This is a genomic window from Pseudomonas sp. CF161, from assembly GCF_000416215.1.
Classification (GTDB): domain Bacteria; phylum Pseudomonadota; class Gammaproteobacteria; order Pseudomonadales; family Pseudomonadaceae; genus Aquipseudomonas.
The window spans coordinates 156,512-179,331 of the sequence record NZ_ATLP01000111.1 but is presented as its reverse complement, the minus strand read 5'-3'; the positions used below and the strand labels follow the sequence as shown (position 1 = coordinate 179,331).

21 protein-coding genes are annotated in these 22,820 nt (G+C 63.7%); 11 read left to right on the top strand and 10 right to left on the bottom strand.

The window, feature by feature from the left end; all coding sequences use genetic code 11:
- Nucleotides 1–4: 4 nt before the first annotated feature.
- The 3 genes from hisA to CF161_RS25650 all read left to right on the top strand — a co-directional run bounded on the left by hisA (nucleotide 5) and on the right by CF161_RS25650 (nucleotide 2,437).
- Nucleotides 5–754, top strand: coding sequence for a 1-(5-phosphoribosyl)-5-[(5-phosphoribosylamino)methylideneamino]imidazole-4-carboxamide isomerase (gene hisA, locus CF161_RS25660; RefSeq protein WP_020299544.1), 750 nt, complete (start codon nucleotides 5–7; stop codon nucleotides 752–754).
- Between the two features lie 93 nt (nucleotides 755–847).
- Nucleotides 848–1,618 carry an imidazole glycerol phosphate synthase subunit HisF gene (hisF, locus tag CF161_RS25655; protein WP_020299543.1) on the top strand — a complete coding sequence of 257 codons (771 nt, stop codon included), beginning with the start codon at nucleotides 848–850 and terminating at the stop codon, nucleotides 1,616–1,618.
- Nucleotides 1,619–1,681: 63 nt separating this feature from the next.
- Entirely contained in the window at nucleotides 1,682–2,437 is a 756-nt protein-coding gene (locus CF161_RS25650; RefSeq protein WP_020299542.1) for an ABC transporter substrate-binding protein, read from the top strand.
- Nucleotides 2,438–2,527: 90 nt separating this feature from the next.
- Here the strand turns inward: CF161_RS25650 and CF161_RS25645 are convergent, their stop codons facing one another.
- The 4 genes from CF161_RS25645 to gpmI form a co-directional block, all read right to left on the bottom strand.
- Nucleotides 2,528–3,352, bottom strand: a complete 825-nt coding sequence (locus CF161_RS25645; RefSeq protein WP_052027229.1) for a divergent polysaccharide deacetylase family protein — start codon at nucleotides 3,350–3,352, stop codon at nucleotides 2,528–2,530.
- Nucleotides 3,353–3,467: 115 nt separating this feature from the next.
- A complete protein-coding gene (locus CF161_RS25640; RefSeq protein WP_020299540.1) occupies nucleotides 3,468–4,778 on the bottom strand; it encodes a S41 family peptidase in 1,311 nt (436 codons plus the stop codon).
- A 32-nt stretch (nucleotides 4,779–4,810) separates the two neighbouring features.
- A complete protein-coding gene (locus CF161_RS25635) occupies nucleotides 4,811–6,097 on the bottom strand; it encodes a murein hydrolase activator EnvC (RefSeq protein WP_020299539.1) in 1,287 nt (428 codons plus the stop codon).
- Nucleotides 6,098–6,231: 134 nt separating this feature from the next.
- Nucleotides 6,232–7,761 (bottom strand): 2,3-bisphosphoglycerate-independent phosphoglycerate mutase, encoded by a 1,530-nt coding sequence (gene gpmI, locus CF161_RS25630; protein WP_020299538.1) that lies wholly within the window; start codon nucleotides 7,759–7,761, stop codon nucleotides 6,232–6,234.
- 151 nt (nucleotides 7,762–7,912) lie between these two features.
- On the opposite strand from gpmI, the gene CF161_RS25625 reads away from it, so the two are divergent.
- The 3 genes from CF161_RS25625 to secB are packed head-to-tail and all read left to right on the top strand — an operon-like array spanning nucleotide 7,913 to nucleotide 9,123.
- Nucleotides 7,913–8,326, top strand: coding sequence for a rhodanese-like domain-containing protein (locus CF161_RS25625; RefSeq protein WP_020299537.1), 414 nt, complete (start codon nucleotides 7,913–7,915; stop codon nucleotides 8,324–8,326).
- Between the two features lies 1 nt (nucleotide 8,327).
- Nucleotides 8,328–8,582 (top strand): glutaredoxin 3, encoded by a 255-nt coding sequence (gene grxC, locus CF161_RS25620; protein WP_020299536.1) that lies wholly within the window; start codon nucleotides 8,328–8,330, stop codon nucleotides 8,580–8,582.
- A 58-nt stretch (nucleotides 8,583–8,640) separates the two neighbouring features.
- Nucleotides 8,641–9,123 (top strand): protein-export chaperone SecB, encoded by a 483-nt coding sequence (gene secB, locus CF161_RS25615; RefSeq protein ID WP_020299535.1) that lies wholly within the window; start codon nucleotides 8,641–8,643, stop codon nucleotides 9,121–9,123.
- A gap of 171 nt (nucleotides 9,124–9,294) precedes the next feature.
- Here the strand turns inward: secB and CF161_RS25610 are convergent, their stop codons facing one another.
- Nucleotides 9,295–9,750: a tRNA (cytidine(34)-2'-O)-methyltransferase gene (locus CF161_RS25610; protein WP_020299534.1), complete on the bottom strand. Its 456-nt coding sequence runs from the start codon at nucleotides 9,748–9,750 to the stop codon at nucleotides 9,295–9,297.
- Between CF161_RS25610 and CF161_RS25605 the strand changes: the two genes are divergently transcribed.
- Nucleotides 9,749–10,189 carry a hypothetical protein gene (locus CF161_RS25605; RefSeq protein WP_043230369.1) on the top strand — a complete coding sequence of 147 codons (441 nt, stop codon included), beginning with the start codon at nucleotides 9,749–9,751 and terminating at the stop codon, nucleotides 10,187–10,189. The two genes, CF161_RS25610 and CF161_RS25605, sit on opposite strands and share 2 nt — an antisense overlap.
- Before the next feature lie 711 nt (nucleotides 10,190–10,900).
- Here CF161_RS25605 and ntrC read toward each other — a convergent pair.
- From ntrC to CF161_RS25585, 4 genes are all read right to left on the bottom strand, one after another.
- Nucleotides 10,901–12,337 carry a nitrogen regulation protein NR(I) gene (gene ntrC, locus CF161_RS25600; protein ID WP_020299532.1) on the bottom strand — a complete coding sequence of 479 codons (1,437 nt, stop codon included), beginning with the start codon at nucleotides 12,335–12,337 and terminating at the stop codon, nucleotides 10,901–10,903.
- Nucleotides 12,334–13,419, bottom strand: a complete 1,086-nt coding sequence (glnL, locus tag CF161_RS25595; protein ID WP_020299531.1) for a nitrogen regulation protein NR(II) — start codon at nucleotides 13,417–13,419, stop codon at nucleotides 12,334–12,336. The genes ntrC and glnL overlap by 4 nt, the downstream gene beginning before the upstream one ends.
- 407 nt (nucleotides 13,420–13,826) lie before the next feature.
- Nucleotides 13,827–15,245 (bottom strand): MFS transporter, encoded by a 1,419-nt coding sequence (locus CF161_RS25590; protein WP_020299530.1) that lies wholly within the window; start codon nucleotides 15,243–15,245, stop codon nucleotides 13,827–13,829.
- Between the two features lie 198 nt (nucleotides 15,246–15,443).
- The gene (locus tag CF161_RS25585; protein WP_020299529.1) at nucleotides 15,444–16,343 is read right to left on the bottom strand and encodes a LysR family transcriptional regulator; all 900 of its coding nucleotides are present in this window, start codon (nucleotides 16,341–16,343) and stop codon (nucleotides 15,444–15,446) included.
- A gap of 111 nt (nucleotides 16,344–16,454) precedes the next feature.
- Here CF161_RS25585 and CF161_RS25580 point away from each other — a divergent pair, with 111 nt between their 5' ends.
- The 4 genes from CF161_RS25580 to CF161_RS25565 are packed head-to-tail and all read left to right on the top strand — an operon-like array spanning nucleotide 16,455 to nucleotide 22,216.
- Nucleotides 16,455–18,176, top strand: a complete 1,722-nt coding sequence (locus CF161_RS25580) for an acyl-CoA dehydrogenase family protein (RefSeq protein WP_020299528.1) — start codon at nucleotides 16,455–16,457, stop codon at nucleotides 18,174–18,176.
- 32 nt (nucleotides 18,177–18,208) lie between these two features.
- Nucleotides 18,209–19,396, top strand: a complete 1,188-nt coding sequence (locus CF161_RS25575; RefSeq protein ID WP_020299527.1) for a CaiB/BaiF CoA-transferase family protein — start codon at nucleotides 18,209–18,211, stop codon at nucleotides 19,394–19,396.
- Nucleotides 19,397–19,432: 36 nt separating this feature from the next.
- Nucleotides 19,433–20,980, top strand: coding sequence for a 3-hydroxyacyl-CoA dehydrogenase (locus CF161_RS25570; protein WP_020299526.1), 1,548 nt, complete (start codon nucleotides 19,433–19,435; stop codon nucleotides 20,978–20,980).
- A 33-nt stretch (nucleotides 20,981–21,013) separates the two neighbouring features.
- Nucleotides 21,014–22,216 carry a 3-oxoadipyl-CoA thiolase gene (locus CF161_RS25565; protein ID WP_020299525.1) on the top strand — a complete coding sequence of 401 codons (1,203 nt, stop codon included), beginning with the start codon at nucleotides 21,014–21,016 and terminating at the stop codon, nucleotides 22,214–22,216.
- Nucleotides 22,217–22,232: 16 nt separating this feature from the next.
- On the opposite strand, the gene CF161_RS25560 is transcribed toward CF161_RS25565, so the two are convergent.
- On the bottom strand, nucleotides 22,233–22,751 hold the full coding sequence (locus CF161_RS25560; RefSeq protein ID WP_020299524.1) for a DUF4124 domain-containing protein: 519 nt from the start codon (nucleotides 22,749–22,751) through the stop codon (nucleotides 22,233–22,235).
- Nucleotides 22,752–22,820 lie beyond the last annotated feature (69 nt).

The following is a 22,820-nucleotide window of genomic DNA, read 5'->3' as shown; positions in this document are numbered from 1 at the left end:
AAGCATGCTAATTATTCCCGCTATCGATCTCAAGGACGGCGCCTGCGTACGACTGCGCCAGGGCCGCATGGAAGATTCCACGGTGTTCTCCGATGACCCGGTGAGCATGGCTGCCAAGTGGGTGGAGGGCGGTTGCCGTCGCCTGCACCTGGTCGACCTGAACGGTGCCTTCGAAGGTCAGCCGGTCAATGGTGAAGTGGTGACCGCGATCGCCAAGCGCTACCCGAACCTGCCGATCCAGATCGGCGGCGGCATCCGCTCCCTGGAAACCATCGAGCACTACGTCAAGGCTGGCGTCAGCTACGTGATCATCGGCACCAAGGCCGTGAAAGATCCGGCCTTCGTCGCCGAAGCCTGCCGCGCCTTCCCGGGCAAAGTCATCGTTGGCCTGGACGCCAAGGACGGCTTCGTCGCCACCGACGGCTGGGCTGAAATCAGCACCGTGCAAGTCATCGACCTGGCCAAGCAGTTTGAAGCCGACGGCGTGTCCGCCATCGTTTATACCGATATCGCCAAAGACGGCATGATGCAGGGCTGCAACGTGCCCTTCACTGCTGCGCTGGCGGCGGCCACCAGGATCCCGGTGATCGCGTCCGGCGGCATCCACAACCTGGGTGATATCAAGTCGCTGCTGGACGCCAAGGCGCCGGGCATTATCGGCGCCATCACCGGCCGTGCGATTTATGAGGGCACGCTGGATGTGGCCGAGGCTCAGGCCTTTTGTGATGGCTACGCGGCCAGCTCCAAGTCGTAAGCGGCAAGCGGCAAGTCAAGGGCGCGACTGCGGTTGGCCCTTGCTTGGCGCTTGAAGCTTGAAGCTTGCAACTCTTAATCGGAGATTAAGCCCATGGCGTTAGCCAAGCGCATCATCCCTTGCCTGGACGTCGACAACGGCCGGGTCGTCAAAGGCGTCAAGTTCGAGAACATCCGTGACGCCGGCGACCCGGTGGAAATCGCCCGTCGCTACGATGAGCAAGGTGCCGACGAGATTACCTTTCTCGACATCACCGCCAGCGTCGACGGTCGTGACACCACGCTGCATACCGTCGAGCGTATGGCCAGCCAGGTATTCATTCCGCTGACCGTGGGCGGCGGCGTGCGCACCGTGCAAGACATCCGCAACCTGCTCAACGCCGGCGCGGACAAGGTGTCGATCAACACCGCGGCGGTGTTCAACCCCGAGTTCGTGGGCGAAGCGGCGCAGCATTTCGGCTCGCAGTGCATCGTCGTCGCCATCGACGCGAAGAAGGTCTCCGGCCCGGGCGAAACCCCGCGCTGGGAGATCTTCACCCACGGCGGGCGCAAGCCTACCGGGCTGGACGCGGTGGAGTGGGCGAAGAAGATGGAAGGCCTGGGCGCCGGCGAAATCCTCCTGACCAGCATGGACCAGGACGGCATGAAAAACGGCTTCGACCTGGGCGTGACCCGCGCCATCAGCGATGCCCTGGGCATCCCAGTGATCGCCTCTGGGGGGGTCGGCAACCTGCAGCATCTGGCCGACGGCATCCTCGAAGGCCACGCCAGTGCGGTGCTGGCGGCGAGTATTTTTCACTTCGGCGAGTACACGGTTCCCGAGGCCAAGGCGTACATGGCCCAGCGCGGAATAGTTGTGCGATAGCCACTGGACAGCATGGCGGGCTCACGGCACTCTTGAGCACGCCATGGATTCCGGTAGCCCGTCATGTTCAAACGCCTGCTCCTTGTTCTTGCCAGCGCTACGCTCCTGCTTTCAGCGGCCTCTCGTGCCGCCGACACGTCCGATACCTCCCTGGTGTTGCTGACGGAAAACTTCCCCCCCTACAACATGGCCAAGAACGGCAAGAACTTCGCCCAGGGCGATAACATCAACGGCATCGCCGTGGATATCGTGCGGGAAATGTTCAAGCGCGCCGGGATCAATTACAGCCTCACCCTGCGTTTCCCCTGGGAGCGGATCTACAAGCTGGCCCTGGAGCAGCCGGGTTACGGCGTGTTCGTCATGGCGCGCCTGCCGGACCGCGAGCCGCTGTTCAAGTGGGTCGGCCCGATCGGCCCGGATGACTGGATCATGCTGGCCAAGGCCGACAGCAAAATCACCCTGGAGAACCTGGAGCAGGCGCGCCAGTACAAGATCGGCGCCTACAAGGGCGACGCCATCGCCGAGACCCTGGCCAAGCAGGGCCTGGCACCGCTGGTGGTGCTGCGTGACCAGGACAACGCGAAGAAGCTGCTCAACGGTCAGATCGACCTCTGGGCCACCGGCGACCCGGCCGGGCGCTACCTGGCCAGGCAGGAAGGCATCACCGGTCTCAAGACCGTGCTGCGTTTCAATAGTGCCCAGTTGTACATGGCCCTGAACAAAGACGTCCCCGACGAAATCGTCACCAGACTCCAAACCGCCCTGGACCAACTGCGCAAAGAAGGCGTGGTCGACGAAATCATGGGGCGTTATCTCTAGAGCAGCGGCAAGCCGCAAGCCACAAGTGAGATCAGGTCCGCGGCGCTTTGGCTTTGGCTTTGGCTTGCAGCTTGAAACTTGCCGCTGCCCCTACCTGTACCTACCGTCTTTGCCGTGTGCCGCTGTGGCCTGGTTGCTGCGCACGCTGATCATCAATTTGATATCGATCCACTCGATGCCCTGGGCCTTGAGCTTGGGCAGCTCGCGTTCGAGTACGGCCAGGGTCTGTGGATAAGGGTGGCCGATCATCACCGCCGAGCCCTGCTTGTGTGCCAGGTTGATGGCGGTTTGCAGTTGCCCGGCGATGGCGGCCTCGGTGCGCTCGTCGTCGAGGAAGACGTCCCGCGAAACACTGGCCAGGCCGATTTTCTGGGCCTCGGCGGCGGCGACGGTCTGCGCGCTGGTGCGGCTGTCGACAAAGAATTTGTGGCGGCGCTGCAACTCAGCCATCAACCAGGCCATGGCCTGCGGCTGGGCGGTCATGCGGCTGCCCATATGGTTGTTGATGCCGCTGGTGTAGGGCACGGCCTTGAACGCCGCATCGAGACGCTTTTGCAGTTCTTCGATGGGCAGCTCGGGGTGCCAGGCAAAAGGACCGGTGGCCGGGTCCATGGGCATGTGCAGGATGACGATCTTGCCGGCGCGATGGGCCTCGCGGGCGAATTCGGCGGCGTGGGGAGTGTCGGGCATGATCGCGGTGGTCACCGGCCCTGGCAGGGCCAGCACGCGGCGGTCCCGGGGCAGGTTTTGCCCAAGGTCGTCGATGATCAGGGTCAGGTAGGCCTTGCGTGGCGCCTGGGAGCTTTCAGCAGCCTGGGCCGGGATCACATTCAGAAGACACAACAGGGCGACCAGGAGCCCCCACCACAACCTTGAAACGGGTTGGCGCTGGCGGGTCAGGGGGATGCGTAGCATGGGATTGGGCGGCGGCCTTTGGACGGGTGGTGAGGCGCCATTGCCGGCGAGGGGCGTGCCCCTCGGGCTCCCGCGGAAGGCGCGGGAGCCGCTTTGCCGGCGATGGGTTTGACGGTCAGCGACCGCGGGTGATGCTCAAGCCCTTGAGCAGGCTCAGCGCCTGGGCCAGTTGGTAGTCGTCGTCCTGCGGCATCGGCTTGGCCTTGCTCGCCGAACCGCTCGGCTTGTCGGCGCCGCCGTTGCCATTGCCCAGGTGACCTTGGAGATCGGCTTCCTTGAAGTATTCGCCGTCCTGGGACTCGCTGGTGATCTTGGCGCGACGCACCTCGATGTCCGGCACGATGCCCTGGGCCTGGATCGAGCGCCCATTGGGGGTGAAGTACAGCGCGGTGGTGATCTTCAGCGCGCGGTCGTTGTTCAGGGGCAGTACGGTTTGCACCGAACCTTTGCCGAAGCTGGTGGTGCCCATCAGCACTGCGCGTTTCTGGTCTTGCAGGGCGCCGGCGACGATTTCCGAGGCCGAGGCGCTGCCGCCGTTGATCAGCACCACCATCGGCACGGCTTCGCTTTCGTCCTTGCCGGTGGCCGAGAAGCGCAGCTCGGAGTTGGCGATACGGCCCTTGGTGTAGACGATCAGGCCCTTGGTGATGAAGTGGTCGACCACTTCCACCGCCGATTGCAGCACGCCACCCGGGTTGTTACGCAGGTCGAGAATGATCCCGCTGAGTTTCTTGCCGTTGTCCTTGCGCAGCTTGGCCAGGGCCTTGGAGACTTCTTCGCCGGTCTTGACCTGGAACTGGGTGATGCGGATGTAGCCGTAGCCCGATTCCAGCAACTGGCTCTTCACGCTTTTGACCTGGATCGTGGCGCGGGCCAGGGTCACGTCGAAAGGTGTACCGCCGTCGCGGACCAGGGTCAGGGTGATCTTCTGCCCGAGTTTGCCGCGCATCTTGTCCACGGCTTCGGTCATGGTCTGGCCACGGGTCGGCTGGCCGTTGATCTTGACGATCAGGTCGCCGGCCTGGATCCCGGCCTTGGACGCCGGGGTGTCGTCGATCGGCGACACCACTTTGATAAAGCCGTCTTCGGCGCCGACTTCGATGCCCAGTCCACCGAATTCACCGCTGGTGCTTTCCTGCAGCTCGGCAAAATCTTCCGGCCCCAGGTAGGCGGAGTGCGGGTCGAGGTTGCTGAGCATGCCTTTGATGGCGTTTTCCAGCAGGGTCTTGTCGTCGACCGGTTCGACATACGCGGCTTTGATACGGTCCATGACCTCGGCAAAGGTGCGCAGCTCTTCGAGCGGCAATGGCGCCTTGGTGGTCGCGGCGGCTGCCGATTGAGCAGTTTCTGCGGCGAACGCCAGCGGCGCGCCGATCACCAGAGCGATCGTCAGGGCCAGCGAGGTGAGGCGGGACAAATGCAGCATGTCGAACGAACTCCTAAATTAGGTAACGGCGCTTATCCTTGCGCGCGGCACCATTGTGCCGGGTCGCTGGGGCGGCCCTGCTGACGAATAGCGAAGTACAGCGCAGGTGTGTCTTGTCCGCCACTATTACCGACCGTGGAAATGGACTCACCGGCTTTGACAATGTCGCCAGCTTCTTTAAGCAATGTCTGGTTGTGTCCGTAGAGGCTGAGGTAACCGTTGCCGTGGTCGAGGATCACCAGCAAGCCGGCGCCGCGCAACCAGTCGGCAAACACCACGCGACCACCATGTACGGCGTGTACCTGGCTGCCGGCGCTGGCGCTGATCATCACCCCGTCCCATTTGGTACGGGCGTCGTCGCCACGGGATTCACCAAAGCGTGCAAGCAGTCGACCATCAACAGGCCATGGAAGTTTTCCCCGGGCTGAAGCAAAAGGTCCGCCGAAGGATGCGCCTGAACTTGAAACCAGGGGGCCAGGCGCTGATCTGGTTGGTTTGCGTGGGGCATCGCTGGCGTCTGCCTGGGCCTCACGTAAACGCTTTTTTTCGGCTTCCTGCTGGGCGATCAGCGCTTTCTGTCGCGCCTCTTCTGCCTCTCGAGCCTGGCGGGCCAGGGTTTCCTCGATGGTTTTCAGGACTTTCGACAGGTCGGCCTGGTCTTGCTCGCGGGCTTGCAGCTTCTGGTCGCGGGCCTTCACATCGTCGTTGAGCTTGGCCAGGACCTGCTGGCGTTCCTTGCGGACTTTGTCGAGTTCTTCGCGCTGGCTGTCGAGGCTGCTTTTCTGCACCAGCAACTGGGCCTGCTGCAGGGAGATGTCTTTTTCGACATTGGCCAGTTGGCGCAGGGTTTCGTTGAAGTTCTTCAACTGCTCCAGGCGTGCCTGGCTCAGGTAGTCGTAATAGGTCAGGGTGCGGGCGAATTTTTCCGGATTCTGCTGGTTGAGCAACAGCTTGAGGTATTCCTGACGGCCGTTCTGGTAGGCCGCACGGGCCTGGATCGCGATCAGCCGTTGCTGTTCAGTGCGCGCGCTCTGGAGTTTTTTTTTCTCCTCATCGAGTCGCTGCAGCTCGGTCTCGCTTTTCTTCAGCTCTTTTTGCAGGGTTTCGACCTGCTTTTCCAGCTTGCCCATCTCGGTTTCGGTGCCGCGCAGGTCTTTTTGCACGCCGGATTTTTCTTCCTGCAGCTTGCCCAGCAGCTTTTTCAGCTCGGTAATGTCCTGACGCGTGGCGTCCAACTGTTGTTGGGTTTGCGCGCGCTCATCGGCAAACGCCGGTTGGAGCAGACAGATCAGAGCAAGGGCAATCAGCGAGCGAAGCATAGAGGCGGGCGACACCAGGGAAAGGGACGGCCTAGTATGCCCGCGCATCGCCGCAAAAAAAACGCCTCAAAGCCAACTGCTTTGAGGCGTTCGTCATAAAAAGCCGTTTCCGGCCGGTTTTGGGCCTTTTGCTATCAAACTAGGATCGATTTGCCGGTCATCTCTTCAGGCTGCTTGAGGCCCAGCAGCTTGAGCATGGTCGGCGCGACATCGGCCAGGACCCCGCCTTCGCGCACTTTCAGTGCACGTTTGCCGACATAAATGAACGGCACCGGCTCGGTGGTGTGGGCGGTGTGTGCCTGACCGGTGGATTCGTCGGACATTTGCTCGACGTTGCCATGATCGGCGGTGATCAGGGCTTCGCCCCCGACCTTCTCCAGGGCGTCGACAATCCGCCCTACACACAGGTCCAGGCATTCCACGGCCTTGACCGCCGCGTCGAACACGCCGCTGTGGCCGACCATGTCGCCGTTGGCGTAGTTGACGATGATCACGTCGTAGCGCTGGTGTTCGATGGCGTCGACGATCTTGTCGGTGACTTCCGGGGCGCTCATTTCCGGCTGCAGGTCATAGGTGGCGACCTTGGGCGACGGGATCAGGATGCGTTCTTCACCGGGGAAGGGCTCTTCACGGCCGCCGGAGAAGAAGAAGGTCACGTGGGCGTATTTTTCGGTTTCGGCGATGCGCAGCTGGGTCTTGCCGTTTTTCGCCAGGTAGTCGCCGAGGACGTTTTCCAGGCTGCCGGGCGCAAAGGCCGCTGGCGCGGGGATGCTGGCGGCGTATTGGGTGAGCATGACGAAGCCGGCCAGTTTCGGCTGGCGGGCGCGCTCGAAGTCCTTGAAGCCGTCCTCGACGAAGACCCGGGTCAACTCGCGGGCGCGGTCGGCGCGGAAGTTCATGAACACCACGGCGTCGCCGTCTTCGACCTTTACCGGCTCGCCCAGGGTGGTGGCTTTGACGAATTCGTCGCTTTCGCCACGTTCGTAGGCAGCCTGCAGGCCGGCCTGGGCATCGGCGGCGTTGAATTCAGCCTGGCCGTCGACGATCAGGTTGTAGGCCTGGGCCACGCGGTCCCAGCGATTGTCGCGGTCCATGGCGAAGTAGCGCCCGATCAGGCTGGCGATACGGCCCTTGCCCAGGGTCTTGAAGGATTCATCCAGCAGTTCGATGGACGACTGGGCGCTTTTAGGCGGGGTGTCGCGGCCATCGAGGAAGGCGTGCAGGTAGATTTTGTCGGCGCCACGCTTGAATGCCAGCTCGGCCATGGCCACCAGGTGGTCCTGGTGGCTGTGCACGCCGCCGTCGGACAGCAGGCCGAGGATGTGCACGGCCTTGCCCGCCGCCACGGCTTTATCCACGGTGGCGCATAGGGTCGGGTTCTCGAAAAAATCGCCGTCGCGGATCGATTTGGTCACCCGGGTGAAGTCCTGGTACACCACGCGCCCGGCGCCGAGGTTCATGTGGCCGACTTCGGAGTTGCCCATTTGCCCGTCCGGCAGGCCGACATCCATGCCCGAACCCGAGATCAGGCCGTTCGGCATGCTGGCGCACAAGCGGTCCAGGACCGGCTTCTTGGCCGAATAGACGGCGTTGGATTCGTGGCTCTCGCTGTGACCGAAGCCATCCAGAATCATCAGGACCAAAGGTTTAGGCGTGGTAGTCATAGATTCCACTCGTGGCTGGATTGGGGGAGGTGTTTAAAAAGGGAGTGGCAGTTTAAAGCTAAGTTCCGGTGCCGTCACCGCCGGGCGGGGTTTGGCCGACCTTGAGGGCTGTGTATACTGGCCGACATTTTAACGCCCTGGAACCTCCTTGATGGTTGCTCACCTGATTCAATTCGCCACTGATCACTACTTGCTCGTCGGCGCCTTCGTCATCTTGTTGGCTCTGTTGATCGCCCATGAGTTGAGCCGCGGCGGCCGCAGCCTCAGCACCCGCGAGCTGACCGCACTGGTCAACAGCGAGCAGGGCGTAGTGATCGATATCCGTCCATCCAAGGACTTCGCCGCAGGCCACATCGTGGGCGCGCTGAACATTCCCCAGGACAAACTGATGGCTCGCGTCGGCGAGCTGGAAAAACACAAGGCCAAGACCCTCATTCTGGTCGACGCCCAAGGCCAGCATTCAGGCATTCACGCTCGCGAACTGCTGAAGGCCGGCTTTACCGCCGCCAAGCTGTCCGGTGGCATTGGTAGCTGGAAAGCCGACAATCTGCCGTTGGTGAAGTGATATGGCCGCTGTCGTCGTCTACTCAAGTGATTACTGCCCTTACTGCTCGCGGGCCAAGCACCTGCTCGAGAACAAAGGCGTAGCCTTCGAAGAGATCAAGGTCGATGGCAAGCCCCAGGTGCGCGCCGAAATGGCCCAGAAGGCCGGACGCACGTCCGTGCCACAGATCTGGATCGGCAGCACCCATGTGGGCGGTTGTGATGATTTGTTCGCCCTGGAGCGCGCCGGCAAGCTCGACGCGCTGCTCAAGGCTTGACCGAACCCCCCAAAATAGTCGAACCCTCTAGTAGCCCCGAGATCAAGAAGGATCCGAGATGACTGACCAACAGAACACCGCCGCTACCGAAGACGAAAGCGCTCCACAATTTTCCCTGCAACGCATTTACGTGCGTGACCTGTCCTTTGAAGCTCCGAAAAGCCCGGCGATCTTCCGCCAGCAGTGGGAGCCAAGCGTCGGCCTGGACCTGAACACCCGCCAAAAACCACTGGAAGGCGACTTCCACGAAGTGGTCCTGACCTTGTCGGTGACCGTGAAAAACGGTGAAGAAGTGGCATTCATCGCTGAAGTGCAACAGGCCGGGATCTTCCTGATCAAGAACCTGGACGAGGCTTCCATGAGCCACACCCTGGGTGCCTTCTGCCCGAACATCCTGTTCCCGTACGCGCGCGAAGCGCTGGACAGCCTGGTGACCCGTGGTTCGTTCCCGGCACTGATGCTGGCGCCGGTGAACTTCGACGCGCTGTACGCCCAGGAGCTGCAACGCATGCAGTCGGCTGGCGAAAACACCGTCCAATAAACCGCACCTGCAGTACGAAAAAAGCGCCGTTCAAGGCGCTTTTTTCATGTTCGGCCCAGCGATTTCCAACCACCACCTGCACCCGCCTGTAACCGCTGCCGAGCCCGCGAGGCTGCGCTTGGGGGCATCTGCAGTTGGAGTGTTTAGCAGGCTTGCGCCGACGGCTGAAACTTACTTGAAACCCAACTGCCGCCAGCCTTCATAGACGGCGACGGCCACGGTGTTGGACAGGTTCAGGCTGCGGCACCCTTCGCGCATCGGCAGGCGCAGGCGCTGCTCGCCGGGCAGGGCGTCCAGCACTTCGGCGGGCAGGCCGCGGCTTTCCGGGCCGAACAAAAAGGCATCGCCCTCGGCAAAGCTGGCATCGTGGAACGGCCGCGAGCCCTTGGTGGTGAAGGCGAACAAGCGGGGCTGGCCGAGGCTTTCCAGGCAACTGACGAGGTCGGCATGGCGTTGCAGGGTGGCGTATTCGTGATAGTCGAGGCCGGCACGGCGCAGGCGCTTGTCGTCCATGTCGAAACCCAGCGGTTCGATCAAATGCAGGTGGCAGCCACTGTTGGCGCACAGCCTGATAACGTTGCCGGTATTCGGCGGAATTTCTGGTTGAAAGAGGATGACGTGAAACATGCACGGCTCCGAAGAGAAAGACAGGCTGCATTCTACGCCTGAAGAAGACCCCAGGCCGAAGCTAATGCTGCGGGTGTTCGGCTCGTTGGCGATTGTCGGTTTGATGGTGGGGCTGATGATTGGCCGGCTGACGACCCCCGAGCCCACGCTGCTGCAGCAGGTGGAGGTGCAGCCCGATGGCCTGGTGGTGTGGTTCAGCCAGGAACCCAAGGTGCATGGCGAACACATCGACGGCACCGTGGCGCTGTTGTTCGATGCCCAGGGTCCGGCGCAGAACGGTCGGCTGAAGGTCAATGACAAGGATGTGAACTGGCGGGTCAGGGCGGCGGATGCGGGGTTGCTGCTGAACCTGGTGGCGGCGCGACCGCTGCGTGGCGAGTGGGCCGGGAGCAAGGTCGACGGACGCTGGAAGCTGCAGATCCATCTGCGGGAGGAATAAAAGAGGGAATCCCCGGCCTGCCTGTACCAAGGTCCCCAAAACGGGTGGGCTCGTCGCTGTGAGCGTGATGAGCCTGGTGTAAAAGAGGGAATCCCCGGCCTGCCTGTACCAAGGTCCCCGAAACGGGTTGGGCTCGTCGCTGTGAGCGTGGTGAGCCCGGTGTTAAAGAGGGGATCCCCGGCCTGCCTGTACCAAGGTTCCCGAAACTGGGTTGTGCTTGGGGTATAGCAGGGGGCGTGCCAATGTTCGAAAAGAATGTATTTGTTGCCGGCATCAAGGCTTGAAAGCCCCGTAGTACGGGGCTTTTACCTTTTCGAAAGGCCGTTATTCGAATCCGAACTCCGCGAGACTCAAGGCCCGCTCCGTGCCCGATCACGGGGCACCGCGCATTCAGGCAGTGCAAAAGTCGCCCTCCTGGCCGCCAACATAAACCCCACGCAGAAATGCCAACCTGCAGCCGCTGCCGAGCCTGCGAGGCTGCGCTGGCCAGGGAGGTCGCCGAAGAGTGTCAGGTGGTTTTGTGGTGGTTGCGCGGGTCGGCGTCCGAACGCGGCCCGAGCCTGCGGCAGCGGCTACCAGAGTCTGTAGCCGCTGCCGAGCTGGCGAGGCTGCGCTGGCCGGGGAGGTCGCCGAAGGGATGTCAGGAGGTTTTGCGGTGGTTGCGCGGGCCAGCGTCCGAACGCGGCCCGAGCCTGCGACAGCGGCTACAGCTCAGCCTTCCTCGCCTTCGTCATCGTCACCGCCATCGACCTTCATCCCCAGCTCCTTGATCTTGCGGGTCAAGGTGTTGCGGCCCCAGCCCAAGAGCACGGCGGCATCGCGACGGCGGCCGGCGGTGTGCTTGAGGGCGGTCTCGATCATGATCCGCTCGAAGCTCGGCACCGCGCTGTCCAGCAGGCTCGACTGACCACGGGCCAAGGCCTGGTCGGCCCATTGGCGCAGCGCCTGTTCCCAGTTGGTCACTGGCGCCGAGTCCTGCGGCAGGCTCAGCAGCTCCGGCGGCAGGTCGCTGATGTGCACTTCGCGCCCCGAAGCCATGACCGTGATCCAGCGGCAGGTGTTCTCCAACTGACGCACGTTGCCTGGCCACGGCAGGTTCTTCAGGTATTCCTCGGTCTCGCTTTTCAGCAGCTTCGGCTCGACCGCCAGCTCCTGGGCGGCGCGGCTGAGGAAGTGGCGGGCGAGGGTCGGGATGTCTTCGCGGCGATCGGACATCCGTGGAATATGGATGCGGATCACGTTCAGGCGGTGAAACAAATCCTCACGGAACTTGCCGGCGTGGACCAGGGTTTCCAGGTTCTGGTGGGTCGCGGCGATGATCCGCACATCGACCTTGACCGGCGTGTGCCCGCCGACCCGATAGAACTCGCCATCGGCCAGCACCCGCAACAGGCGGGTCTGGGTTTCGGCCGGCATGTCGCCGATCTCATCGAGAAACAGCGTGCCGCCATCGGCCTGTTCAAAGCGCCCGCGACGCAGGTTGGCCGCGCCGGTGAAGGCGCCTTTTTCGTGGCCGAACAACTCGGACTCCATCAAGTCCTTGGGAATCGCCGCCATGTTCAGCGCAATGAACGGCGACGCCGCACGCGGGCTGTGGCGATGCAGGGCGTGGGCCACCAGCTCTTTGCCGGTGCCGGATTCGCCGTTGATCAACACCGTGATGTTGGAGTGGCTCAGGCGGCCAATGGCGCGAAACACTTCCTGCATCGCCGGCGCTTCGCCGATGATTTCCGGGGTCCGGGCCAGGGCGGGCACCACTTCCAGGCCTTGCTGCTCCTGGGCGTGCTGGTTGGCGCGCTTGACCAGTGACACCGCCTCATCCACATCGAACGGCTTGGGCAGGTACTCGAAGGCGCCTCCCTGATAGGACGCGACAGCGCTGTCCAGGTCCGAATGGGCGGTCATGATAATCACCGGCAAGCGCGGGTGCTGCTCGCGGATCCGCGCCAACAGGTCCAGGCCGCTGGCACCGGGCATCCGGATATCGGAAATGATCACGTCCGGTTGCTGGCGCGCCAGGCGACTCATCACGCCATCGGCACTGTCGAAGCTCTGGGTGGTCATGCCTTCCTGCTGCAAGGCTTTTTCCAGGACCCAACGGATAGAACGGTCGTCATCGACGATCCACACGGTTTCACTACGGCTCATGTCGATGGGGCTCCTTGTTCCAGTGGCAGAAAGATCGAGAACGTGGTGTGGCCAGGATGGCTGTCACATTCGATCAGGCCCTGGTGCTGGCTGATGATGTTCTGGGTAATGGCCAGGCCCAGCCCGGTACCGTCCGGGCGGCCGCTGACCATGGGGAAGAAGATGGTTTCCTGCAGGTCTGCAGGGATCCCTGGGCCGTTGTCGATGATCTCGATCTTGGTCACCAGGCGATGGCGCACGTGGCCGATGGTGAACTGGCGCATGGCCCGGGTACGCAGGCTGATGCGGCCCAGGCGCAGTTCATTCTGGCTGCTGATGGCCTGCATCGCGTTGCGCACGATGTTGAGCACCGCCTGGATCATCTGCTCGCGGTCGATCAATACATCGGGAATGCTGGGGTCGTAGTCGCGCACCAGGGTGATGCAACCCTGGCTTTCGGCTTCCACCAGGCTGCTGACCCGTTCCAGAACTTCATGCACATTGCACATGGCCAGGGACGGCAGCTTGTTCGAGCCGAGCATGCGGTCCACCAGGTTTCGCAGGCGGTCGGCTTCTTCAATGATGACGTTGGTGTAGTCCTTGAGGCTTTCTTCCGGCAGCTCCCGGGCCAGCAACTGGGCGGCGCCGCGAATCCCGCCGAGGGGGTTCTTGATTTCATGGGCCAGGCCGCGCACCAGCATCTTGCTGGTTTCCTGCTTGGACAGCTGGGCCTCTTCCTTGGTGATGCGCAGCAGCCGGTCGCGAGGGTGGACCTCCAGCAGCAGCAAGGTGTCGCCGTTGCTCAGAATCGGCGTCACCGCGTAATCCACGGTCAGGGTCTGGCCGGTCAGCGCGGTGAGCATGGCTTCACGCTTGGTGAAGGGGTGAGCCTGCTCCACGGCCTGGCGCAAGGAGCTCAGCGCTTCGGCCGACTCGGTGAACAACTCGCTGATGAATTGCCCGTGGCTGCGTTGTCCGCTGATGGCCAGGAGCATTTCCGCGGCCGGGTTCATGTACTCAAGGCGCAGGTCGGCGTTGAGCAGAATGGTCGCGGTGGTCAGGTTGTCGAGTAGCAAGCGGTGCAATTGGTCGCTGATGGTCATTAGGACCTCTTTTGGAGCAAAACACTTCGGGGCCGATCCCGCAGTGCGCGCGCGGGTAAAGCGCTGAGTGAGGAAAATGCAAAAACCAAACCAAGGCTCCGAAAAGAAGCGTCAAAGCCCTGAAACAGCCGTTTGAAGCTCGATTGCGTGGCGCTTGGCCAGCTTTGACGGGTATTTTCGAACCAAAATGGGCCGGGTAATGGGTATCGGGGCGCGGACGCGCACCAATATAGTGCGCTTCCTGAACGAGTGCTCTAAAGAATAGCCGCTGCCTGTGACGAAGCGATCAGCGCTGCGCTTTTGTGCGGCGCACCACGCACAAGGCCCGCTCGGGGCGGGCCTTGTCGTTCAGTCAGGAGCGAACGCGTCCTATCGGGCACGCTCCTGCGCCACCGATGGGGACTCGGTCAGCGGGCGGGCTGGGGCAAGCCGCCCAGGTCCTGATGCGCCGGGCGAGGGCTGTCTGCCGGGGCGATGCTCGCAGTGCCGGCTTCGCGCGCCAGTTCATCGGCATCCGCCTGCTCGGCGGTCGACAGCTCGGCGGCGTTATGGCCGATGCGCTTGAGCAACAGCAGCATGCACACCAGCGACACCACGGCATAGCAGGCCGATGCGATGGCCACGCCGACGATGCTCCCGGTGCCGTTGAGGATGCTTTGCGCCAGTACCGGCGTGGCGCCGCCCACCAGCAACGAGCACAGCTGATAGGAAATCGACAGCCCGCTGTAGCGCACCCGGGTCGGGAAGGCGCGGGCGAGGATGCCGCCGACGGCCCCGTAGAACATCGAGTGCGGCACGGTGGCCAGGCACATGCCGAGCACGGCGATCCAGTAAGTGCCAGTTTCCACCGCGAAGAACATCGCCGGCATCAGGAAAAATTCCGGCACCACCATCAGCACCACGGCCTTGCGCATGTCCATGCGTGACACCAGCACCGCGCCCAGGGGCTGGGTGATGAACTGCACCACCAGGGCGATGATGATCACGCTGAGGAACGTGCTCTGGGTGTAGCCCAGCTCCTTGGTGGCCCAGGACAGGGCAAAGGTGCTTTTGAAGTAGGTGACGTGGATGATCGGCAACACCCCGGCCCCCAGCAGCACGATTTTCCAGTGGCTGCGCAGCACCTCGAGGATCGGCAGCTTGACGGTCTTTTTCTGCTGGATCAGGCGCTTCATGTCGTCCGACTCTTCGAGCTTGAGGCGGATCACCATGCCGACGATGACCAGCGCCGCCGAGAACAGGAACGGAATGCGCCAGCCCCAGAGCAGGAAGTCCGGCGCCGGCAGCGCACTGAGGGCGAAGAACACCAGGGTCGCCAGCAGGTTGCCGGCCGGTGAGCCTTGCTGGGCGAAGGCGGCGTAGAGAATGCCCTTGCCCTTGGGCGCGCTTTCACTGGCGATCAGCACCGCGCCGCCCCATTCACCGCCGACCGCGATGCCCTGGATGATGCGCAGCGCCACCAGGGCGATCGGCGCCCAGATGCCGATCTGCAGGTAGGTGGGCAGCAGGCCGATGCAGGTGGTGGCGATGCCCATCATGATCAGGGTGATGACCAGGGTGGTCTTGCGCCCGATCTTGTCGCCCAGGTGGCCGAAGATGATGCCGCCGACCGGGCGTGCGACAAAGCCGGCCCACAGGGTCAGGAACGACAGCAGGGTCGCGGTGCCCGGTGGCAGGTCGGCGGGGAAGAACACTTTGCCGAAGACCAGGGCGGCCGCGATCCCGTAGGCATAGAAGTCATACCATTCGATGGTGGTGCCGATGAATGAGGCAACGCCCGCTTTGCGGGCTTTTTTGTGGGCAGCAGCTTCCAGGGCGGGATTCATGTTCACTTCCTGCTTGTTGTTATTGTTATGTGCGCCCCGCGCCATTTTCTGCCGAAAGTGGCGCGGACATTTCACTGGGCGAATCGGCGCATGAGGTTCTTGCAAGGTCCGACTGCTCGGAGCCTATACAGGCAGGTATGAAAAAAATAATGATTAAAACTTATTGTTTGATACGTGATTTCGTATGGTCGCCCGGGCTCAGGGCTCCGTTGTTGCGGGGTGTTGCAGGGCCTTGAGCAGCGCCAGGAAACTCTCGGCGGCGGCCGCCGGTTTGTCGGCATGACGAATCGCATGGATCTCTGAAAGCGCGCCATCGCCCTCGATCTCGCAGTAATGCACCCCTTGTTGCCGAATCATGGCCAGGGTCTGCGGGACCAGTGCCACACCCATTTCGTAGGCCACCATCGCCACCACGGTTTGCCAGAGCCGTGTCTCATGGCGGATGCGCGGGCTGAACCCGGCGGCCACGCAGCGGGCGATGATCAGGTCGTGATAGTGCGGCGAGACGTTGCGCGGAAACAGAATGAAATCATCGCCGGCCAGTTGTGCCAGGTCGATCCGCTGTTGCTGCGCCAGGGGGTGCCCCTCGGGCAGGCAGCAGAGAAAGGGTTCGGCCAGCACCGGCTCGCAGTGGATGCTCGCGGTGAAGGTGTTGCCATGCACGAAGCCGATATCGATCTGGCCGCGTTGCAGGGCCTGGACCTGTTCGGCGCTGTTCATTTCCATCATCACCACTTCGGTGTCCGGGTGTTGCTGCTCGAAGGTCTTCACCGCCTGGGGCAGGCCGCGGTGCAGGATCGAGTTGACGAAACCGACACTCAGGCGCCCGACAAAACCCTGGGCCGAACGCTGGGTCAGGCGCCGCGCCTGCTCGGCGCGCAGCAGCAGGTAACGCGCCTCGTCGAGCAGCACCTGGCCGGCATTGGTCAGGCTCACCGACTTGTTGTTGCGGATCAGCAGCTGGATATCCAGCTGGCTCTCGAGCTTTTTGATGTCGAAACTCAGCGCCGGTTGCGAGATGAACAGGCGAGTCGCGGCGCGCCCGAAATGCAGTTCTTCGGCCACCGCGACGAAGTAGCGCAACTGTTTGAGGTCCATGCTGATCCCCTGCTCTACGATTTGGTTTTCTTATCGTAGTGGAATGATTTTGTATTAGATACTTATCGATGGCGGTTCTAGTCTCGGCGCACAAGAACCAGGAGACGCCCCATGAACGTCGAGCCACACGCCACCGAAGACAGCCTGAACATCCCCGATAGCCGGGGCCTGAATCTATTCGAATGCGATGCCGGGCTGGCTGCGCTGCTCAAGGTCTACCTGCCGGCGCAGGTCTATGGGCAATGGCTGCCGACCTGGCAGCGCCTGGGGGCCAGGGCCGGTGGCGAGCTGGACGTGCTGGCCCTGTCGGCCGACAAAAATCCCCCGGTACTGCTTCCCCGTACCCGACGTGGGGAAAACCTGCAAAGCATCGCCAAGCACCCGGACTTCGTTGCGCTGGAGCGTGTCGCCTATGCCGAACTGGGCTTGGCCGCCATGAGCCATCGCCCCGAGCCGGCGCTGCCGCTGGTGAAGTACGCGCTGACCTACCTGTTCGTGCAGGCCGAGTTCGGCCTGTGCTGCCCGGTGAGCATGACCGACTCCCTGACCCGCACCCTGCGCAAGTTCGGGGCCCCGGAACTGGTGGAGCGCTACCTGCCGCAGCTGGCGTCCCAGGATTTTGACCAACTGTTCCAGGGCGCCATGTTCATGACCGAGCAGGCGGCCGGCTCCGATGTGTCGCGCACCGAAACCCGGGCGCGGCTTGAGAATGGCGAATGGCAGCTGTTTGGCGAAAAGTGGTTCTGTTCCAACCCGGATGCCGACCTGGCCATGGTGCTGGCCCGGCCTGAGGATGCCCCGGCGGGCATGGCCGGGGTCACCCTGTTTTTGCTGCCCAGGCTGCGCCCCGATGGTTCGCGTAACGCCTACCGGATCCAGCGCCTGAAGGACAAGCTGGGCAGCCGCTCGATGGCCAGTGGCGAGATCACCCTGGAAGGCGCCACCGCGTACCTGATCGGTGAAGTCGGCCGTGGTTTTCAGCAGATGGCCGACATGGTCAACATGTCGCGCCTGTCCAACGGGGTGCGCGCGGCAGGCTTGATGCGGCGTGGCCTTAACGAGGCGCTGTTTATCGCGCGCCAGCGCCGAGCCTTCGGCAAGCACCTGATCGAAATGCCGCTGATGCAGCGCCAGTTGCTGAAGATGATGCTGCCCACCGAGCAGGCTCGCTCGATGTTCATGCAGATCGCCACGTTGCTGCCTCGTGCCGACGGTGGCGATGAAGCGGCGCGCAAGTGTGTGCGCATCCTCACCCCGATGATCAAGTTCCGCGCCTGCCGCGATGCGCGGCGGGTGACCGGCGATGCCATGGAGGTGCGCGGTGGGGTCGGTTACATCGAAGAGTGGAGTGACGGGCGGCTGGTGCGTGACGCGCACCTGGGCTCGATCTGGGAAGGCACCAGCAACATTGTTGCGCTGGATATCGCCCGCGCCGTGACCCGCGAGCAGGCCCTGGAACCCTTGCAGAAAATGCTCGCGCAATTGCTCGCCGAAGCCGACTTGCCGGAGCCCAGCCGGCGTCTGTTCGAGGTGACCCTGCAGCGTACGGTGAGCCACTTCGACGAGGTGGCCCGGCAGCGCCAGGACGAACAGGTGCGCCAGGCCGGCAGCGCCTTGTATCACCTTGCCAGTGGGATTTTCATGGCCTGGGAAGCCTGTCGCCAGGCGCCTGACTATCGGCGCCTGGCCCTGGCCCATCTGCTGTTGCAGCACAAGTTGCTGCCCCGCGACCCGCTGCGTTCGGCGCCGGTGATCGACGCCGCGCTGCTGGCGAACCTGGCCAATGAGCGTCCGCTGTCGCTGGCTGAAGCCATGCAGTTGCTGCCTGCCTGAACGGCATTTCCCCTCTTTGCTGGAGAACACAGATGAACCCAACCCAAGGTGCCCTGGCCGGCCTCAAAGTCATCGACCTCAGCCGCGTGCTGGGCGGCCCTTACTGCTCCCAGGCCCTGGCTGACCATGGCGCCGAAGTGATCAAGCTCGAGCCGTTGGGCGGCGACGAAACCCGTGGCTGGGGGCCACCCTTCGAAGGTGACGATGCCTCGTACTTCAAGGGCGTGAACCGCAACAAGCAGGGGATCGCCGTTGACCTGTCGCGGCCCGAGGGCCTGGACCTGTTGATGCAACTGCTGGAAGGCGCCGACGTGCTGGTGGAGAACTTCAAGCCAGGCACCCTGCAGCGCTGGGGGATCGGTTATGCCGAGGTGCTGAGCCAGCGCTTCCCGGGGCTGATTCATTGCGCGATTTCCGGCTTTGGCGGCGACGGGCCCTTGGGCGGCTTGCCCGGCTACGACGCGGTGATCCAGGCAATGGCGGGCTTGATGAGCGTCAACGGCGAAGGCGATGGCGGGCCGTTGCGCATCGGCCTGCCGATTGTCGACATGGTCACCGGCCTGAACGCCCTGGCCGGGATTCTGCTGGCGCTCAATGAACGCCACCGCAGCGGCCTGGGCCAGTCCCTGGACATCAGCCTCTACGATTGCGGCGTATCACTGTTGCACCCGCACCTGGCGAACTTCTTCGCCGCCGGCAAGACCCCGCAGCGCACCGGCAATGCCCACCCCAATATCGCGCCCTACGACAGCTACCGCACCGGCAGCGTGCCGATCTTCCTGGCCGTGGGCAACGACCGCCAGTTCGCCCGATTGTGCGAGCGACTGGGGGCGAATGCCTTGCTCGATGATCCGCGTTTTGCCAGCAACGGCAGCCGTTCGGTCAACCGTGAAGCCCTGAAGCAGGCACTGGAGCATCACCTGCAAACCCATGACGGCGCGGCCTTGGCCCAACAGCTGATTGGCCTGGGGGTGCCCTGTGGTTCGATTGCCACCATCGATCAGGTGGTGGCCCACCCCCACACCCGGCACCGGGGCTTGCTGGTGCAGATCGACGATTACCGTGGGGTCGGCTCGCCGGTGAAGCTGTCGCGCACCCCCGCCAGCTACCGCAGTGCGCCGCCGACCCTGGGCCAGGACACGCGCCAGGTTCTCGAAGGCCTGGGCCTGGATGCGCAGATGATCGCCGGGCTATACGCCAGCGGTATCGTGCGCGGCTGAGTGCGCCATGGCTGATTCATTTTTCGGGAGTGCTTTATGAATGACGAGTCGGTCTGCCTGAACACCTTGCAATGCATCGGCGTGGTCGGTGCCGGCGCCATGGGCCAGGGCATCACCCAGGTGCTGCTCCAGGCCGGGCTGACGGTGCAGCTGTTCGACGCCCGGCCCGGTGCCGCTGACAGGGCCCGCGAGCAACTGCAGGTGCGCTTCGCCCGGTTGCAGGACAAGGCGCGCATGAGCCCGCAGGCAGTGCGGCAGGCGCTGGGCAAGCTACAGCTCGTGGACAGCCTGCAAGCGCTGGGCGACTGCCAGTTGGTGATCGAGGCGATCGTCGAAAACCTGGAGGCCAAGCAGCAGCTGTTCCGGGAGTTGGAGCAGGTGCTGGACAGCCGCGCGCTGCTGGCGAGCAACACCTCGTCGCTGTCGATCACGGCCATCGCGGCGGCTTGTCGTTACCCGCAGCGGGTCGCGGGGTTGCACTTCTTCAACCCGGTGCCGCGCATGCGCCTGGTGGAGGTGATCGCGGGCCTGGAAACCACACCCGAGATCGCCGGGCAATTGCAGGCCCTGGTGCGGCACATCGGCCACCATCCGGTGCTGGCCAAGGATTCCCCCGGGTTTATCGTCAACCATGCCGGCCGTGCGTTTGGCACCGAGGCCCTGCGTATGTTGAGCGAGGGCGTGGCGCCGGTGGCGCAGATCGATGCACTGCTGCGCGACGCTGCCGGATTCGCCATGGGGCCCTTCGAACTGATGGACCTGGTGGGCCTGGATGTCAGCCTGCCGGTGATGGAATCGCTCTACCGGCAGTTCTACCAGGAGCCGCGCTACCGCCCCCATCCACTGCTGCGCCAGATGCAGGCGGCTGGCCATCTGGGGCGCAAGAGTGGCCAGGGTTTCTACCGCTATGACGGCGTGCACGACAGCCCGCAGCCATCCCCTGTATCGATGCCCCGTGGTGCGCGGCCGGCGGTGTGGATGGCCGCCGATGACGAGCTGGGGCATGCGCGTCTGCTGGCCCTGCTCCAGCGCCTGGGGGTGGAGCCGCAAACCGGCCCTCGGCCATCCGACGACGCGTTGTGCCTGCTGGCGCCCCTGGGCGATGACGCCACTGAGGCCGCCCTGCGTCATGGGGTCGACCCGGCGCGCACGGTGGCGATCGATACCTTGTTCGAACTCGACCGCCAGCGCTGCCTGATGCTCACCCCCAGCACCCGGCCGGACATGCAGCAGGCGGCCTACGACTTGTGCAGTGCTGACGGTGGTCGGGTGACGCTGATCCACGACAGCTGCGGTTTTGTCCTGCAACGAACCCTGGCGTCGATCGTCAACCTGGCTTGCGACATCGCCCAGCAAGGCATCGCCTCGGTTGCCGATATCGATACCGCGGTGCGCCTGGGGCTCGGTTACCCCCAGGGGCCACTGGCCTGGGGCGATCAATTGGGCGCCGAGCGCCTGTTACAGATTCTGCTGCGCATGCACGCCCTGACCGGCGAGCCGCGCTATCGCCCGAGTGGCTGGCTGCGGCGCCGGGTGCGCCTGGGCCTGTCGTTGTGTCAGGCGCCCGAGCCGCTGCTGGCTTGAGTGCTGTCGTCCACCTGTCATGAGAGTTGCGCCATGCTTGATGCCTACGTTTACAGCGGTTTGCGTACCCCGTTCGGCCGCTATGGCGGTTGCCTGTCGCGGGTGCGCCCGGATGATCTGGTCGGGCCGTTGCTGGCCCGGTTGATGGAAACCTCAGGCTTGCCGATGGATGAGCTGGAGGAGGTGATTCTGGGCTGCACCAACCAGGCGGGCGAGGACAGCCGCAACCTGGCGCGCAATGCCTTGCTCAGCGCCGGCCTGCCCTGGTGCGTGCCCGGGCAGACGATCAACCGCCTGTGCGCCAGCGGCCTGTCGGCGGTGGTCGATGCGGCGCGCGCCATCACCTGTGGCGAGGGTCAGCTGTACCTGGCTGGCGGCGTCGAAAGCATGTCCCGTGCGCCCTTTGTCATGGCCAAGGCCGAGAGCGCGTTCAGCCGCTCGCTGGAGGTGGCGGACAGCACCCTTGGCGCGCGTTTCAGCAACCCGCGCCTGGTCCGGCTCTACGGCAACGACAGCATGCCGCAGACTGCCGACAACCTGGCGCGGCTGTTTTCCATCAGCCGCGAGCAGGCCGATATCTTTGCCGCGCTGTCCCAGTCGCGCTACCAGTCGGCCCTGCAGGCCGGGCACCTGGACGACGAGATCCTGCCGGTCGAGGTGCCGGCGGGGCGCAAGGGCGAGGTGCTGCAGGTCAGCCAGGATGAGCATCCACGGCCGCAATCGGATTTCGACCTGCTGTCGAAAATGTCGCCCCTGGCTCCGGGCTCGGTGATCACGGCGGGTAATGCCTCGGGGATCAACGACGGTGCAGCGGTGCTGTTGCTCGGCAATCGCGCCATTGGCGAGGCGCATGGGGTGGCCCCGATGGCGCGGATTCTTGCGTCGGCCGCCGTCGGCGTGGAGCCGCGAATCATGGGGATCGGCCCGCATCAGGCCATCGAGCTGGCATTGCACCGTGCCGGCCTGACCCTGGAGCAGGTCGACCTGATTGAAATCAACGAGGCATTCGCGGTGCAGGTGCTGGCCTGTCTCAAAGTCCTGGGCCTGCGCCATGACGACCCTCGGGTCAACCCGGGCGGCGGGGCCATTGCAATCGGTCATCCGCTGGGCGCATCCGGTGCTCGCCTGGTGCTGAGTGCCTGCCGCACCTTGCAACGCTACAAGCTGCGTTATGCGGTGGTCAGCCTCTGCGTCGGGCTGGGCCAGGGCGTGGCCATGGTCATTGAGCGCGCCTGAAACCCAGGGCTCAGCCTCAAGGCCGATGCACCCGCAGCAGGTGGAACGTGGTGCTCGGGCTTTGTTGCACCACGTGTTCGCCATCGAGTACCTGGACCGCCAGGCGATGTTCGCCGCGGTCGATATTTTCCAGATGCAGTTCCAGTGCCGTGCCGGGTTGGCCGTAGGGCTGGTCGTCCAGCAGCAGGCGCAGGCGATGGGGTTGTTGCAGGTTCGGTTGCAGCAGCACCTGCACGCTGAAGCTGCCGTTGTTGGCCCGCAATGCGCCGTCGCGCGGCAAGCCACTGAGTTGCAGCACCTCATAGGGCTGCGCCACCACGGTGCGTGGCTTGGCGGCGGGTGGCGGTGGCTGTAACGGCAAGCGGGTTGGGCCGGGAATGGCCTTGGAGGGCGCTGGCGCAATGGCCTGGCTGCGGGTGTTGCTTGGCGGCTGATCGCTGTAGGCAGGGTTGCCCTGGGCGTCGGTGTATTGGTAGATCTGCGCCGTCGCCGGCAGGCAGATGATCAGCAGCAGGTAGCAAGCGGCAGCGCGCATGGCAGAGGGTTCCTGGGCGGCGAAGTGAGGGCCCCAGCCTAGAGCAAGGGGCCTTTCGCGGGGCGCGGG